General features: G+C 69.7%; 16 protein-coding genes and 1 pseudogene. 2 read left to right on the top strand and 15 right to left on the bottom strand.

Annotated elements, in window-relative coordinates; all coding sequences use genetic code 11:
* Positions 1 to 33 precede the first annotated feature (33 nt).
* The 14 genes and pseudogenes from RKE40_RS26440 to RKE40_RS26375 form a co-directional block, all read right to left on the bottom strand.
* Complete coding sequence (locus RKE40_RS26440) at positions 34 to 1,410, bottom strand: sensor histidine kinase (RefSeq protein ID WP_316021155.1); 1,377 nt, start codon at positions 1,408 to 1,410, stop codon at positions 34 to 36.
* 8 nt (positions 1,411 to 1,418) lie between these two features.
* Complete coding sequence (locus RKE40_RS26435) at positions 1,419 to 2,084, bottom strand: response regulator transcription factor (RefSeq protein WP_316021154.1); 666 nt, start codon at positions 2,082 to 2,084, stop codon at positions 1,419 to 1,421.
* A gap of 43 nt (positions 2,085 to 2,127) precedes the next feature.
* The gene (locus RKE40_RS26430; protein WP_316021153.1) at positions 2,128 to 2,454 is read right to left on the bottom strand and encodes a PepSY domain-containing protein; all 327 of its coding nucleotides are present in this window, start codon (positions 2,452 to 2,454) and stop codon (positions 2,128 to 2,130) included.
* A gap of 83 nt (positions 2,455 to 2,537) precedes the next feature.
* On the bottom strand, positions 2,538 to 6,467 hold the full coding sequence (locus RKE40_RS26425) for a baseplate multidomain protein megatron (RefSeq protein WP_316021152.1): 3,930 nt from the start codon (positions 6,465 to 6,467) through the stop codon (positions 2,538 to 2,540).
* Positions 6,467 to 6,925: a C40 family peptidase gene (locus RKE40_RS26420; protein WP_316021151.1), complete on the bottom strand. Its 459-nt coding sequence runs from the start codon at positions 6,923 to 6,925 to the stop codon at positions 6,467 to 6,469. Before RKE40_RS26420 ends, RKE40_RS26425 begins: the two co-directional genes overlap by 1 nt.
* Positions 6,922 to 7,812 carry a DUF2163 domain-containing protein gene (locus RKE40_RS26415; RefSeq protein ID WP_316021150.1) on the bottom strand — a complete coding sequence of 297 codons (891 nt, stop codon included), beginning with the start codon at positions 7,810 to 7,812 and terminating at the stop codon, positions 6,922 to 6,924. Before RKE40_RS26415 ends, RKE40_RS26420 begins: the two co-directional genes overlap by 4 nt.
* 9 nt (positions 7,813 to 7,821) lie before the next feature.
* Positions 7,822 to 8,461 (bottom strand): annotated as a pseudogene (locus RKE40_RS26410) (phage distal tail protein, Rcc01695 family).
* Between the two features lie 55 nt (positions 8,462 to 8,516).
* On the bottom strand, positions 8,517 to 9,104 hold the full coding sequence (locus tag RKE40_RS26405) for a phage tail tape measure protein (RefSeq protein ID WP_316021149.1): 588 nt from the start codon (positions 9,102 to 9,104) through the stop codon (positions 8,517 to 8,519).
* Between the two features lie 25 nt (positions 9,105 to 9,129).
* Positions 9,130 to 9,357 carry a phage tail assembly chaperone gene (locus RKE40_RS26400; RefSeq protein WP_316021164.1) on the bottom strand — a complete coding sequence of 76 codons (228 nt, stop codon included), beginning with the start codon at positions 9,355 to 9,357 and terminating at the stop codon, positions 9,130 to 9,132.
* On the bottom strand, positions 9,354 to 9,707 hold the full coding sequence (locus RKE40_RS26395) for a gene transfer agent family protein (protein ID WP_316021148.1): 354 nt from the start codon (positions 9,705 to 9,707) through the stop codon (positions 9,354 to 9,356). The genes RKE40_RS26400 and RKE40_RS26395 overlap by 4 nt, the downstream gene beginning before the upstream one ends.
* 11 nt (positions 9,708 to 9,718) lie before the next feature.
* Positions 9,719 to 10,129 carry a phage major tail protein, TP901-1 family gene (locus RKE40_RS26390; protein WP_316021147.1) on the bottom strand — a complete coding sequence of 137 codons (411 nt, stop codon included), beginning with the start codon at positions 10,127 to 10,129 and terminating at the stop codon, positions 9,719 to 9,721.
* A 22-nt stretch (positions 10,130 to 10,151) separates the two neighbouring features.
* The gene (locus tag RKE40_RS26385; RefSeq protein WP_316021146.1) at positions 10,152 to 10,562 is read right to left on the bottom strand and encodes a DUF3168 domain-containing protein; all 411 of its coding nucleotides are present in this window, start codon (positions 10,560 to 10,562) and stop codon (positions 10,152 to 10,154) included.
* On the bottom strand, positions 10,559 to 10,900 hold the full coding sequence (locus tag RKE40_RS26380; protein ID WP_316021145.1) for a phage head closure protein: 342 nt from the start codon (positions 10,898 to 10,900) through the stop codon (positions 10,559 to 10,561). The genes RKE40_RS26385 and RKE40_RS26380 overlap by 4 nt, the downstream gene beginning before the upstream one ends.
* 11 nt (positions 10,901 to 10,911) lie before the next feature.
* A complete protein-coding gene (locus tag RKE40_RS26375) occupies positions 10,912 to 11,496 on the bottom strand; it encodes a head-tail connector protein (protein ID WP_316021144.1) in 585 nt (194 codons plus the stop codon).
* 36 nt (positions 11,497 to 11,532) lie between these two features.
* On the opposite strand from RKE40_RS26375, the gene RKE40_RS26370 reads away from it, so the two are divergent.
* Together RKE40_RS26370 and RKE40_RS26365 are read left to right on the top strand one after the other, a co-directional pair.
* Positions 11,533 to 12,348 carry a S1 family peptidase gene (locus tag RKE40_RS26370; protein ID WP_316021143.1) on the top strand — a complete coding sequence of 272 codons (816 nt, stop codon included), beginning with the start codon at positions 11,533 to 11,535 and terminating at the stop codon, positions 12,346 to 12,348.
* Between the two features lie 109 nt (positions 12,349 to 12,457).
* Positions 12,458 to 13,333, top strand: coding sequence for a S1 family peptidase (locus RKE40_RS26365; RefSeq protein WP_316021142.1), 876 nt, complete (start codon positions 12,458 to 12,460; stop codon positions 13,331 to 13,333).
* 24 nt (positions 13,334 to 13,357) lie between these two features.
* On the opposite strand, the gene RKE40_RS26360 is transcribed toward RKE40_RS26365, so the two are convergent.
* Positions 13,358 to 14,357 (bottom strand): phage major capsid protein (locus tag RKE40_RS26360; protein WP_316021141.1); only part of this gene is annotated, 1,000 nt, incomplete at its 5' end.

Below are 14,357 nucleotides of genomic sequence, written 5' to 3'. Positions count from 1 at the left end.
GGCGACAAAGGGTCACGCGGACAATGCGCGGCATCAAACAGCCGGCAGAACGAGCCGGGCCCGCAGGCCGCCGAGCGGCGAGTGCTCCAGCGTAAGCCCGCCGCCATAAAGCTTGGCGAGATCGACGACGATGGAAAGCCCGAGCCCGGACCCCGGTGTGGTCTCGTCGAGGCGGCGGCCGCGCTTGATCACATCCGCCATCGCCTCCGCGGGCAGGCCCGGGCCGTCATCGTCGATCAGCAGGGCAAGCCGGCCCTCAGGCAGATCCCGGCCGGTGTCCAGGCTGACCTGAACCTCGCCGCGCGCCCATTTGAAGGCATTGTCGAGCAGGTTGCCGAGCATTTCCTCGAGGTCCTGCTTCTCGCCACGGAAACGCGCGGCGGCAGAAACATCGTGGCTGCCGGTTATCGCCCGGCCCTGCGCGATCTTCTGGAAAGTGCGGATCAGCGCGTCGAGGGAAGGCGCGATCTCGGTCACGCCGCCGAGCGCGCCGGAGAGCGCCGCCGCCCGGGCGCGGTCGAGATAGTACTGGACCTGGTCGCGCATGATCGCGGTCTGGTGGCGAACGGTCTGGGACAGCGGTCCCTGCCCGGCCTCCGCCTCGTTCTGCATGACGCTGAGCGGCGTCTTCAGGGCGTGGGCGAGATTGCCGACCTGGGTACGCGCCCGCTCCAGGATCTCGCGGTTGGCGTCGATCAACTGGTTGAGTTCGCCTGCCAGCGGGTCGAGGTCGGGCGGATAGCGCCCGCCGATCCGCGCACTCTCGCCGGTGCGCACCTTGCCGACGGCCGTGCCGAGCCGGACCAGTGGTCGCAATCCGAAGCGGACCTGGATGATCGTCGAGGCGACGAGCGCCAGGCCGAGCGCCAGGAAGGTCAGTGTCAGGGCGAAGCGGAAATCACGAATGTCGCCGTCGATCTCGTCGGCGGGCGCGGCGACACCGACCGTGAAGCGGCCATCCTCGCCAACATCGATCTCGCGCTCGATGATGCGCAGCTCGCGATCGTCCGGACCGGAGATGTAGCTTTCGCGCAGGCCGCGGGCATTTGGCCGGATCGGCTGGTCGAGCAGCTTCGGCAATTGGCCGCCGACCAGCGAGCGCGAGGTGCGGACATTCGGGCGCTCGCCGTCGAGCCGGATGATCTGCCAGTACCAGCCGGAGAGCGGCAGGTCGAAGCGCGGTTCGCCGAGATCGCCGATCGCCTGGCGCTCTGCCTCGGGCGGAGCGGCGAGATCGGCGACGAGCTCCTTGATGTAGACGCTGAGGCGCTCGTCGAAGCCGCGCTCCGCCGAGCGACGATAGAAGGTGGTCAGGCCGAAGCCCGCCAGGATCAGGACCAGCGCGCAGCAGACGGCAGCCGAGATGAAGAGCCGCGCCCCGAGCGAGAAACGCTGTTGCGAGGCGGGCATGGTTCGCGTCAGGCCTTGGCGGCGGCAGCGATGTAGCCCAGGCCGCGCACGGTTTCGATGATCTCGACGCCGAGCTTCTTGCGCAAGCGGCCGACGAAGACCTCGATCGTGTTGGAATCGCGGTCGAAGTCCTGGTCGTAGAGATGCTCGACCAGTTCGGTGCGCGAGACCACGCGGCCCTGATGGTGCATCAGATAGGCAAGCAGCCGGTACTCGTGCGAGGTCAGCTTCACCGGATTGCCGTCGACGACGACGCGGCTGGCGCGCGTGTCGAGGCGGACGGGGCCGCAGATCAGCTCGGAGGTGGCATGCCCGGCGGCCCGGCGCAGCAAGGCACGTACCCGGGCGAGGAGTTCCTCGATGTGGAACGGCTTGACGACATAGTCGTCGGCGCCGGCGTCGAAACCGGCGACCTTGTCGCTCCACCGGTCGCGCGCGGTCAGGATCAGCACCGGCATGGTCTTCTCGGCCCGACGCCAACCCTGCAGCACGGCGACACCGTCGACCTTGGGCAGGCCGAGATCGAGAATCACGGCGTCATAGGGCTCGGTCTCGCCGAGATAGAGCCCTTCCTCGCCGTCGAAGGCCTTGTCGACCGCGTAGCCGGCATTCTCGAGCGCGTTGACGATCTGGCGGTTGAGGTCCTTGTCGTCCTCGACGACGAGCAGTCGCACGGCGGGATCACTCCATTGCAAATGTCAGGGGGAAATAGCGGAACTAGCGAATGTCCGCCACCTTGCCCGAATGCCCGTCGAGGGTCACGCGAGCGACGCGCCCGTCGCGCTTCAAGGTGGTGACGACATAGACATAGTCATCGCCGAGCCGGCAGAGGCGGATCCGGACGACCTCCCCGGGGGCGGCCTCGCGCGCATGCCGCGACGCGGCGGCCGGCTGCATGACCTTGCCGTCGGAGACCGCATCGCGCGTCTCGCTCGCCGAAAGACAGGCGATCGGCTGCGACGTGTCGGCCGGGATCACCGGTGAGGCCACAAGCGTCAGCATGGCGAAAGTTGCGGTGGTCGGATCGAGCAGCGTCATCAGCATGCGCTAGTCCTGCCCGCGTGAATGCGCCATGAACACCCCCTTGCGGCAGTTGTCCGCAGCGCTTGCGGCCGAGCAAGCCTAGCTCAGCGAATCGTGACGTGTCCACGCCAGGGCGGCCCGACCCCGGCGACGAGGCTGATCTGATCGAGCCCGATATCGAGGCTCGGCTGCGCGGCGCCGAAATCCTCGATCTCGCTTGCTGAGGGGTAGAGCAGATCCGGCACCGCACGCTCGATGACCCGCTTGGCCAGGCCCGCCCGGTAGATGGTCACCCGATAGCGTTCGATCTCCTCGCCGAGCGGGACTTCGGCTGCCTCCCATGAATCGCCGTCGACCCTGGTGCGCCTGATCCAGCGCAGCAGCACGCCGTCCGGCACACGGCGCCCCCGAGGATGCACGGAGGCAAGCGGGCGCAGCGCGGCAGTCCCTACAGTCGCGACGAGCTCGCGCATCGCAGGTCCCGCGACATCGGCATTGGCGGGACCGATGCGATAGCGCCAGTGGCGCCCGAGTTCGTCGAGCGTCGCGCTCAGCACTTCTGCCGCGCCGTCGAGGACGACGAGGCGTGCTCCGGCTGGCAGAACTCGTGCCGCAGCTTGCTCGGACCCGCCCAGGCCACGAACCATCTGCGACAGCCGGAAAACCCGCGAGCCGATCAGCTCGGCGCGGGCGGCCGTGACGATCTCGACATGGCCGGCAGCGTCGACCAAGGCGAGCGCATTGGCTCCGGCGAGCGCCGCCTCGACGGAGACGGAGCTGAGCGCGCCGCCGCGCAGCCTGACATCGACGCTCGCATGCCGATCCGTCCGCCAGAGCGGCCCGGACTGCAACGGCGTCAGCGTCTCGCCCATGATCGAGGGCGCAGCGACGAAGCCGTGCAAGGTGAAGGGCATGCCTTCGGCTGCGCGCCAGATCGCGAGCCCGCCCGGCCAAGGCTCGGCGAACGCAGCGAGGTGCTGCAGCGCCGTTGGCGAGCCGCGCGCGATCGGCAAGTCGAGCACCAGAGCGTCGGGGCGCCCGGCCACCCGCGGCGCGACCTTGACCGGCCGCGAGCCCGGCTGGCCAGGTGCCGCGCCGCGATAAATCGCCGGCTCGACCGCCCGGGCGCTTGCCTTACGGGTGATGCCATCGCTGATGCGCGTCAGCCGGAACAAGCGCGGGCGTCCGGCGACCTCCAACGAGACGACATCGCCAGGTTCAAGGTCTATCCGGCGCGGCGAAAGCTCGAGTTCCAGCGTCTCGCGACCCGCCCAGATCTCCTGCAGGCGCTGCTCGGCCAGGCGCTGGCCCTCGGCCCGTCGGGTGACGATGGCGGTCTCGATCGCGGTTTCGCGCCTCGCGGCGCCGGCCAACCGGCGCGAACGCGCGGCAGCCCGACGATAGTCGTCGTCGCCGTCGATATGGGCGAGGCGCAGCTCGCGCGGCAGCTCGCTTTCCTCGGCCCGACGCAGCGAGAATGGCTGGCCGTCGCGGTCGAGGACGAGGTCGTCGGGCGAAAGCTCGCGGGCGACAGCAGCGGCACGGCCGTGAAAGCACAGCCTGCCGGCGGACATCGCAACGTCGAATCCGAAGGCCTGCGCGAGCTGCTCGAGGGCCGCTCGCGCCGAAAGCGGACGGTCGAGGACATAGCCGTCGAGGAAGCCGTCGACCGCGATCTCGTCGGGCGCCGGCAGGCCATAATCGGCGAGGATCGCCCGCACCAGCCGGTCGAGCGTCGCCCCTTCGAGCCGGCCGTTGATCCAGTGACCGGTGTCGTAATTGGGCCCGTCGGCCCAGACCGATTGCAGATCCGGAAAGGCCGGGAATGGCCGTGCATCCCACGTCCAGACATAGACGTTCGCGGGATCGACCATGCGCCGTCCGGCGGGCTCGAAGATCGGATTGGCCCTGGGGTCGAAGCCCGGCAGCGCCGGATCGAAGCCCGAGAGGATCGCCTCGAGGCCGCGCGCCTGCAAGAGGTCGTCGCGGGCCCGGGTCGAGAAATGCGGATAGCCGCCGTCGACCGATTTCGGATCGGGAAAGACGTTCGGCGAGTTGCCGCCCTTGTCGACCGCGGGCAGGCCGATCTCGGTCAGCCAGATCGGCTTCGAGCCGGGAAGCCAGGGAGTGGCGCCGACTTCGGAGCCATTCAAGCGCTCGGCGTGAAAATTGGACCACCAGCCCGGCAGGTCCTTCGGCCGGAAGATCCAGGGCTTGCCGAAGGCACCGTCGCTGATCGGCAGGCGGTTCTGGGACTGCCGGTCGGCCGGCGAGGCATAGTACCAGTCGTAAGCCTCGCCAGAGATCAGGCGGGCGCGCAGATGATCGACATCGGCAGGCCCGCGCGCCAATGAGATGTCGGCATGACCCGGCGTGTCGCGCCAATCGGTCAGCGGCGCATAGTAGTCGATGCCGACCGCGTCGATATCCGGCGAAGCCCAGAGTGGATCGAGCGGAAAGCGCACCTCCTGCCCACCGTCGCGGACATGGGCGCCGTATTCCGTCCAGTCCGCCGCATAGGTCAGGCGGGTCGGCGCGGGCAGCAGCGCGCGCACCTCCGCCGCCAGTGCGACGAGGCCGTCGACCATCGGATAGAGGCCCGGTGCGCTGCGCACGCGGGTCAGACCGACCAGTTCGGAGCCGATGATGAAGCCCGAGACCCCGCCCGCAGCCTTGGCCAACATAGCTGCGTGCAGCACGGCGCGGCGAAAGCCCCAGTCCTCGGGCACCGCGCAGAGAACTCGATCGCCGAAGAGCGAAAAATCGCTCGCTCGGGCCGAGCCGAGGAAGCTCGCGATCTGCGCGGCCGCGGCCGGGCTTGCATCGGGGGTGTCCGGCTGGCCGGGCGCCGGCGAACAGCTCATCCGGCCGCGCCAGGGATAGGGTGGCTGCGAGGCATTGCCGCTATGGGGATCCGGCAGAGCGTTGTCGGCCGGGATATCCATCATCACGAAGGGATAGAGCACGACCTCCAGTCCATAGACGTCGCGCAGCTTGCGGATCAGCGCGATCACGCTGTCGTCGGAGGGGGTGCCGCCATAGGCCGGCTTGCCGTCGGATTGGCTGACCAGGCGCGCCTGGAAACGGACGAGCCCGGCAACGGACCATTCCGCGCCCGTGATCGTCTTCTGCGCGATCTCGACGCGCGGCGCGACCGTGCAGGAGCCTGCGCGCAGATCGTCGCCGAACCAGCTCACGACCAGCGATATCCGCCGCAACTGCGGGCAGAGCGCCAGCAGGTGGGTGATCGCCCCGTCGACATCCGTGGCGCTGTGCCATTGGTGGCGGTTTTCGGGGATCGTGACGCCGGCCTCCGGCTCCTGGTTCACCAGGGTGGGCTGGTAGATGAACTCGCTCGCACCGGGGATCAGCGTCACGGCGCGGATCATGTTGCCGAGGCCCGGCACTGCGCGCACCACCTCAAAGGAGAATTGCGGCACGCGGTTGCCGTAATCGGCCAGGGGAAAGCGCTCGAACACGACATAGGCCGTGCCGCGATAGCCGGGAGCCTCGCCAGCCTCCTTGGCCGCGATCAACGGATCGGGCTGCTGATCGGGAAAGCCGCGATGGACGCGCAGTGTCACGGCATTGAAATCGATCTCGCGGCCATCGGCCCAGATCCGGCGCACGAAGGCGATCGGCCCCTCGCACAGGCCGATGGCGAGATTGGCATAGTAGGAATAGGTCGTCTCGTAGGTCTTCTGCGCCTTCTGCCCGCCCTTGCCGCCGCGTTTGCTGCGGGTGACTGTGGTGGTCACCTCCTCCTCGAAGCGCGTCGCCCAGATCAGCTGTCCGCCGATCCGTGCACGGCCATAGACGCGCGGGATCGGGGCTCCCTCGGTCGAGGCCAAGCCTTCGATCTCAGTCAGGCGCGGCCCTTCGACGATACGGGTTCCTCCGCCCCCGCCGAGCAGAGATTGATCGAGCCCGGCGCCGGCAGCGGCGCCGAGCGCACGGCCGATCACCGCACCGACGGGACCACCGAGCATGCCGCCCAGCACCGAGCCGGCGACCTGGAGAACAAGCGTGGCCATCAGCGAACCAGCTCCGGAAACGAGAAGGCATGGCTGCAATGGCGGCGCCACCAGCCCGTGAAGGCGACCTCGCCGACCGCCGCACCGTCATGAGCGTGAACGATCGACCCGGGCTTGCTCAGGATCGCGCAATGCGCCGCCGGCAGATGGTCGCGCCAGCGGAAGAGCAGCACATCGCCCGGCAGGGCTTCGGCCGGCGCGCCGGCCCTGAGATGGCGCATCGCGGCGAGCGCCAGGGTCTCGCCGGCTGCATGCTGCGCCCAGTGCTGGTCATAGGGCGGCACGGCCTCCGGCTCGCTCCCGTAAAGCTCGCGCCAGACGCCGCGCACGAGGCCGAGGCAGTCGCAACCGACACCGCGCAGCGAAGCCTGATGGTGGTAGGGCGTCCCCAGCCAGGAACGGGCCGCCGCGACGACACGGATACGCGTGGCCGAGCCCGGCTCCGTGGCGGCGCTCATCGGAACAGGCTCCCGCCGTCGAACGGCCCGGCGCCGGGATCGGAAGGGCGAACGCCGCCGACGATGAAGTCGTTCCCCGGCAGATGCGGGAAGCCGCGGAAGTTGATTCCATTGCCGAATTTCGACCGACAGGTGGCGAAGCTCTTGTCGCAGCCGGCAGTCACGGTGAAGGCGTCGCCGGCCGCGATCGGAGCCGGTGCTGCCTGCCAGAGCTGGAGGGTCACCACGCCGTCGGCGGTGCGATGCGTCTTGACCTCGCTGGCAAAGCCGACATTGGCGCCTGCCGTGAAGACCAGCCGGCCCCCGCTGAAGTAACCGTCGCTGTAGCCCGCCAGGCCAGCCGTGGTGATTGCAAGGCGCCCATCCGTCGCCTCCACGACGCCCTCCGCGACAGCGGCGGAGACACCACAGCGGGCATCGCCGAGATCGGCAGCGCAGGAAGCGATGTAGAGCCCGCCCTTCTCCTCATCGAAGGCCTTGCCCAGCCCCCGGACCTCGGCGCTGAAAGTGCTGTCGCTACGTTTGATTTCGCCGACGAAGCCGGTCTCCAGCAGAGCCCGCTGGCCAGGGTCGGCCCAGTTCACCAGCCAGAGCACAACCCGCGCATCGTCGTAGAGCCCCCGCGACAGCTCAGCCTCGCTGAGCCCGCTGGCGGCGAAGGCTCCGAGCACCTCGCCGCCACCGGTCGCAAAGCCGAGCTCGGTCGTGGCCTCGGCCGCCTCCAGCCCCGAGCGGGCCTGGAAGAGGATGCCGTCGAAGGCGAGATCGCGATCGTGATCGGTGAAGCCGAGCACGGCGCCGTCGCGCCGGGTCAGGCTCCAGCACCGGCAAAGCGTCGTCGCCTCGCCGGCAACATGCGCGGCGAGCGCGGAAGGGAGATTGCGCATGGAAAGGCCTCAGTCGGCGATTTCGACGATCGGAATCTTCGGGATGTCTCCGGCCTCGAAGGCCGAGAGGTCGACCTCGATCATGTCGAGGTCGAAGCGCACCGGCACATCGAAGGCGAAACCGGCGCTGACGAGCGCGCCCGCGGCCGGTGCATGGCCAACCGTGAAGGTCAGCAATCCCGTCGAATGATCGCAGCTGACGGCGCTGGGTTGCGCCTGCACAACGCCGTTCACAGCGACGAGCACCGAGCCAGGCACCGATTTGGTGATCCGCCTGACGTACGGCGCATGCAGGCCGCCATAGAGCTTGCCGAGCTGGAAGATGCGGGTCGTCCCGTCGCCGATGCCGATCTGCTGGTCGCCCGCAGCCGGCTGCGCCGAGGGCGCGCAGCTCTTCCAGTCGAGCCGGTCGCGCCAGCGGAAACCATAGAGCCGGCCGCGCCGCTCCTCGAAAAAGGCGACGATGCTCGCCAGCGCATCGAGTGCGGATCCCGAAGCCGGCATCGTAGCGCCGGCGCGAATGCGCCCAGCGGCTGTTGCGGATCTCCCGCCCGGAAGCCAGCGTCACCACCTGGGTCAGCCGCTCGGGACCGCCGCGGGCCCCGCGCGCGATCTCGATCGGAAAGCGCACTTCGTGGAAGCCGCTCATGCCGGCCCTCCTTTCAGCTTGGAATTGGGGCGCCGGGACCGGCCCGGCGCTGGCCTCAGAGCGCGCGGTTGCCGCGCGCCACCGCCCGCGCGATCGCGGCCGAGACCTGCGCCTCCGAGCGGCGGAAGCTCTCGGCATCAGGCGTCGAGACCTGAACGGTGATGTTCACCGGCCGGCGGCCTTCCCCGCCGCCGGCGCGGACGCCGAGCTTGCCGTCGGGGCCGCGCGAGAGCGGCAGGATCGCCTCCGCGCCGCGCTCGCCCATCAACCCGAGGCCGCGCCCCATGGCGAAGTAGGACGGAGCCGCGACGACGCCGCCATCGGCGAAGACCGAGACGGAAGGCGCCGCCGCGCCGCCGACCCCACCGGAGAAAAGGCCGCCCAGGCTCTTAAGCCCGGAGCCGAGCAGGCCCGAGAGACCGGACTGCAGCGGCTTCAGCGCCGATTTCAGCAGAGAGTCGCTGAGCGTCCGGCCGACGCTGCGCAGCACATCCTCGAAGCGCCGCCCCTCGACAACGCCCTTTACGAAGGCGCCGCTGATCGATTTGCCGAAGGCCTCGGAGGCCTTGGTCAGACCTTGCGTCAGGCTGGTCATGGCCTTGAGCCCGGACGTATCGAAGGACGAGGTTTCTTCATCCGACATGGCTTCGCCTTTTCTGAGCGGCGGGTCAGGCCTCAGCCGCCTCGCCGGAATCGTCGGGATGGTCGCGCATCAGGGCATCGAGAACGCCGCGCGCCGGCGCTTCACCGGCCGGGGCGGTGCGAAAGGCTTCGCTGGCGGCGATGATCTCGTGCGGGCTGGCGGTCCAGAACACGTCCGGCGGCCAGCCCAGGCGGCCGAGCCCGAATTCCATGACCTCGCGCCAGGGGAAGGGAGCGGCCGCCGGCGCGCCTATGGCACCGGCGGCGACGGAGGGCGCGCCGGCTCACCTTCGCCCGCCGGCGCGAAGGTCGCGTCGAGCAGGCCGATCGCAGCAGCTATGGCGCCGTTCAGTCCGCCGTCGAAGGCGAGCGCCGCCACCGCGTCCTCGGAGAGCGCGCCGCCGCCTCCGCGCAGGCCAGCCCCGAGGATGCGGATGATGTCGCGGGACGACAGCTTGCCGGTGGCGAAGCGCTCGCCCAGGGCCGGAAGACTGTCGACCGAGAATGCGCTCTCCAGCTCGGCGAGCGCACCCAGCGTCAGCCGCATGGGCAGCGCCCTGCCCTCGACCATCAGGGCGACCTCGCCCCGGTAGCGATTGACCATGCCGAGCCTCCTCAGGCGAGCGTGAAGAGGGGCTGACCGGCCGATTCCAGCGAGAGCTCGAAAGTGACCTCGGCGGCATGGTCGCCGCGATATTCCAGCGTCGAGATCTGGAACGAGCCGGTGATCACGCCGAAATCCGGCACGATCACCTGCCAGTCGCGGATCGTGCCGTCGAAGAAGATCTGCCGGACCAGCGCATCCGAGGCCTCGTCCTTGAAGATGCCGGCGCCGCTGATGCTGGCGCGCCGCATGCCGGCGCCCGCCAGCAATTCGCGCCAGCGCCCGGCCGACTCGGCATGGGTGACGTCGACCGCCTCGGCATTGAAGGCGATCTGCCGGGCGCGCAGCCCGGCGACGGTGACGAAGCTGCCGCCTGCGTCGGCCGCCTTGAGCAGCAGGTCCTTGCCTTTCTGGGCCGGCATCGGCTGTTCCTTTCCAGTGTTCTCAAATGGTTTCGGTGACGGCGCGGAAGCGCAGCGTCACAGTCGGAAGCTGGCTCCTGGCATCGCGGGCGAGCCGCGACGACAGCCAGCTCAGGTTGATCAGGCGATGCCCGCCGAGCCCGAGCGGCGCGCCGTTCAGGCTGGCGACGACAGCGGCTGCTGCCTCCAGTGCCTGGCGCGCCGACGCGCTTTCGCCGGCCCAGACGACGAGACCGAAGCGCTGCTCGCAGCCGGAATCGCTGCCGGTCGACCAGTCGTCGGCCTCGACCTCGCCATGGACGAGATAGACGCCCTTCGCGGCGCGCGGCGGCTCCTCATGGAGGCGGCCGGCGCCGATCAGGGCGGTCAGGCCCGCATCGGCGGCCAGATGCGCCTGAACGGCGCGGCGCAGGGAAAGAACCGCTCCGCTCATGGACGAACCTCCTCGGCCAGACAGACAAGGCGCCGCCGTCCGCCATCGGGGTCGGCGACGGCGCGGATCTCGAAGACCTGAGTGGCATCCCGCAGGCGCTGGCCGGCATCGACCCCCGCCCACCAGCGCAGGCTGATGCGATGGCTGAGCGCCTGCTCGGGGCGTCCGGCGCGCCAGCGCTCCTCGCCGGACAGCCATTCGACCTGCGCCCAGACCGCTGCGACAAGGGCATAGCCTCGCGTCTCGCCGCCTATCCCGTCGGGCGTGCCGACCGGGCGCTCGAGCAGCAGGCGGCGGCGCATCGTGCCGACCGGGCTTCGCATCGACCGTTCGCTCATCGCCGGCTCCGTCACAGCTTCAGGCGGCGATAGGGCGCGAGCAGCGCCGCAATCTCGGCCGGCAGATGCGTAGCATCGCGGCTGACAACGTCGCCGCGATGCTCGAACCAGCGGCAGGCCAGCCGCAGCACCGCCTGGCGCAGAGGCGCCGGCACCAGATCGCGCGTCGTCCCGAAGCCGGCGACGACATCGATCTCGATCGCCGCCCGGTCACGGCCCGGCACCGGCACGGTCCCGGAGACAGTGATGACAGGCGGATCCGTGCCCTCGATCAGGGCAAGCGAGGCCTGGGTCACGACTTGCGCGCCGCCCGCAGCGTCATAGACCCGCGCTGCGATGATGCGACCGACCGGCGAAAGCGGCAGGCGCAGCTCCCCACAGATCGGCCAGCGGTCGAGGACGAGGCGCCAGCTCTGGTCGATCAACATCCGGCCGGAGGCTGCCTCGACCATCAGGCGGGCGGCCGTGATCAGCGTCCCGAGCAACTCGTCCTCGTCGGACGCCAGGAGCCGCAGGAAATCCTTGGCCTCCGCCAGCGAGACCGGCTCGATCGCCGGCGGCGCGATGGCGAGCGGCATCATGGTGACCGAGATCATGCCCTCTCCCTTTCCGGGGTTTGAACGGAGCTGCCGATGCGCTATCCAGCGCCCTCCCAACAGGAGGGCGCCATGCGCGGCGGCACAGCGAAATGGTTTGCCGGACTGGCGGCTGCGGCGTCGGCGCTGCTCACGCTGCCGGCCTCAGCGGTCGTCGGCGGACGCGATGGCGGGCCGGAGGCGGGCTCCACCCTGATGGTCCTCAACGCGCGCGGCGGCGTCTGCACCGGTATCGTGCTCTCGCGACGCGCTATTCTCACCGCCGCGCACTGCGCCGACGGCCGAACCGATCTGCGCATCCATTGGCGGGAGGGCGGCGAGCCCGTCCTGATCGAACCGGCGGCGATCACGCTGCATCCGGAATTCAACGCGAAGGCCGTCGCGGCCAGGCAGCGCTCGATCGACCTCGCCCTGGTGCGCCTCGCAGCCCCGCTCCCGGCCCGCTTCTCAGCGGCCTCGCTGGTCGACGGACCGCTGCCGCGCGCCGGGACCGCGATCACACTCGCCGGCTACGGCGTCTCGCGCGAGGGCGAGGCGAAGACCACCGGCACCTATCGCTCCGCCGCGCTCGCGACCGTCGAGCCCTATGGCCCGGGCCGGATCCTGATCTGGGCCGCCGACCCAGCCGGCGGCGGCAAGCGGCCGGCTGCCGGCGCCTGCCAGGGCGATTCCGGCGGGCCGATCCTCGATAGCGAGGGCGGCATCGTCGCCGTCACCAGTTGGTCGACCGGTCCAACCGGCAAACAATGCGGCCTGCTCAGCCAGGGCGTTCTGGTCGCTCCGCAGCGCGGCTGGATCGACCGGACCCTGTCGGGTTGGGGCGAAAGCGTCGACTGGACAGCGAAACGCTAGGACGCAATGCAATTGACCGGAGCAGGATTTCGCTTGCCCCCGGCTCCGCCGGAGGCCGGCGCGACGAACGGGCACTGGACGGCGCCGCAGCAAACCATAAAGTAACGTCATGGCCGCAACGACATCGACCGCAAACCTTTTCGGCCGCCCGCTGACGGCGGCGCTCGTGCTGCTCACGGCAGCGCTGCAGGCTGCCCCGGCCGAAGCAGTGGTGGGCGGCGTGAAGTCGCGCTCGGCCGATGGCGTGCGAGCCTCGACCCTGCGGATCGAGACCAGCCGCGGCGAGCTTTGCTCGGGCGCCGTGATCTCGACCGAGCTGATCCTGACGGCGGCGCATTGCCTGATGACCGGCGGCTCGGTTCGCGTCATCAGCCTGGACCGCCGTTTCCGCAGCCGCACACACGCGGTCGCCGCCGTGCTGCCGCACCCGACCTTCGTGCCCGGGACGACGCCGCGCACCCAGCCGGGTGCCGACCTCGCCTTGATTCGCGTCGCCACCCCGCTTCCGGCCGATATCGAGCCGCTGACACTCGGCGGCGGCCTCTGGCAAGGCGAAACGGTGACCATGGCCGGCTTCGGCCTGGCCTCGGAGAACAACAAGCGCACCGCCCGAACCCTGCGCGAGGCGACGCTGGTCAACGCCGGCAACTACACCACCGCCAATACCGTCAAAGTTGCGGTCGACACCGAGAACCGCGGCGAGATCCCCGGCGCCGGCGCCTGCCGCGGCGATTCCGGCGGCCCGGTGTTGCGCGGTCCGCCGGGCTCGCGTGATCTCGTCGGCATCGTCTCCTGGTCGAGCGGGCCGCTCAGCTCGCGCGTCCGGCTGATCTGCGGCGGATTCACCGCGATCACGCCGATCAGCGAGCACCGCGCCTGGATCAGCGAAGCCAGCGCACGCCTGCTCAACTTCGGCGACGGGTCGCAGCAGGCTCGCGGCGAGGCGAGCCCGAGCGCCAGCTACAGCTGGTGGTTCGGCCGCTGAACCAAGGTTCCGCAGCCTCGCACCTCAGGCGGAGAACCTCAGCCCCTTGATCGCGGCGAAGTCCTGGACACCGCCGCCGACGCGCTTGGTCGTGTAGAACAGCACATGCGGCTTGGCGGAATAGGGATCGCGCAGAATGCGCACCCCGGCCCGGTCGACGACGAGATAGCCGCGGCGGAAATCACCGAAGGCAATCGAGACCGCATCGGTCGCGATGTTCGGCATGTCCTCGGCCTCGACGACCGGGAAACCGAGCAAAGTTGCCTGCGCCCCGGCCGCGGCCGGCGGCTGCCAGAGATACTGGCCGGTCGAGTCCTTGAACTTGCGCACAGCGGCCTGCGTCTTGCGGTTCATCAGGAAGCTGGCGTTCTGGCGGTAGCCGGCCTTCAGCGCATAGACGAGATCGACCAGGATGTCGGCCGGATTCGAGGCGGCGAAGGCGCCGACGACGCCGGTTTTCAGCGTGCCGATATTGCCCCAGCTCCAACTGGCATCGACGACGGTCGGATAGGCAAGGAAGCCCTTGGGCTTGTCGACGCCATCGCCATTGACGAAGGCCGCGCCCTCCTGCTCGGCGAAGGCGCTCTCGACCTCCTCGGCGATCCACTGGTCGATATCGACGATCGCATCGTCGAGCAGGGTCTGGGTCGCCGCCGGCATGGCGTAAAGCTCCATCGCCGGGAAAGAGAGTTCGGCCAGCGCCGGCGTGCCGGTCTGCGGACGCGCCGCCGTCTCCGCCACCCAGCCCGAGGCCGGGCCCGTGGTCGAGAACGCCTTCTTGTAGGTGCCGGAGGAAATGGTGCGCACCGTCGCCAGCGAACGGATCGGCGAGACAGCGGACAGGCGGCGCAGGATTTCGCTCTCGACGGTCGAGGGCGCGAGATAGCCGCCGTCGGGTCCCGACCCGGCGGACAACGCCTTGCCCTCGAGCTGCTTCAGCCCGGCCGCTTCGCCATGGCGGACATAAGAGGCGAAGGCCGCCTTGTGCTCGGCCACCGCCGGGTCCCGCTCCTCGCCCACACCG

Source organism: Allobosea rubneri (genome assembly GCF_032464875.1).
GTDB classification, from domain to species: domain Bacteria; phylum Pseudomonadota; class Alphaproteobacteria; order Rhizobiales; family Beijerinckiaceae; genus Allobosea; species Allobosea rubneri.
This window is presented reverse-complemented; position numbering and strand designations above follow the sequence as displayed.

Bases quoted from the DNA above. Each gene is read 5' to 3' on its own strand.
- RKE40_RS26365 (WP_316021142.1), top strand. From the start codon at position 12,458: ATGGCCGCAACGACATCGACCGCAAACCTTTTCGGCCGCCCGCTGACG.
- RKE40_RS26385 (WP_316021146.1), bottom strand. From the start codon at position 10,562: ATGAGCGGAGCGGTTCTTTCCCTGCGCCGCGCCGTTCAGGCGCATCTG.
- RKE40_RS26390 (WP_316021147.1), bottom strand. From the start codon at position 10,129: ATGCCGGCCCAGAAAGGCAAGGACCTGCTGCTCAAGGCGGCCGACGCA.
- RKE40_RS26370 (WP_316021143.1), top strand. From the start codon at position 11,533: ATGCGCTATCCAGCGCCCTCCCAACAGGAGGGCGCCATGCGCGGCGGC.
- RKE40_RS26420 (WP_316021151.1), bottom strand. From the start codon at position 6,925: ATGAGCGCCGCCACGGAGCCGGGCTCGGCCACGCGTATCCGTGTCGTC.
- RKE40_RS26440 (WP_316021155.1), bottom strand. From the start codon at position 1,410: ATGCCCGCCTCGCAACAGCGTTTCTCGCTCGGGGCGCGGCTCTTCATC.
- RKE40_RS26380 (WP_316021145.1), bottom strand. From the start codon at position 10,900: ATGAGCGAACGGTCGATGCGAAGCCCGGTCGGCACGATGCGCCGCCGC.
- RKE40_RS26430 (WP_316021153.1), bottom strand. From the start codon at position 2,454: ATGCTGATGACGCTGCTCGATCCGACCACCGCAACTTTCGCCATGCTG.
- RKE40_RS26425 (WP_316021152.1), bottom strand. From the start codon at position 6,467: ATGGCCACGCTTGTTCTCCAGGTCGCCGGCTCGGTGCTGGGCGGCATG.
- RKE40_RS26405 (WP_316021149.1), bottom strand. From the start codon at position 9,104: ATGTCGGATGAAGAAACCTCGTCCTTCGATACGTCCGGGCTCAAGGCC.
- RKE40_RS26415 (WP_316021150.1), bottom strand. From the start codon at position 7,812: ATGCGCAATCTCCCTTCCGCGCTCGCCGCGCATGTTGCCGGCGAGGCG.
- RKE40_RS26395 (WP_316021148.1), bottom strand. From the start codon at position 9,707: ATGGTCAATCGCTACCGGGGCGAGGTCGCCCTGATGGTCGAGGGCAGG.
- RKE40_RS26375 (WP_316021144.1), bottom strand. From the start codon at position 11,496: ATGATCTCGGTCACCATGATGCCGCTCGCCATCGCGCCGCCGGCGATC.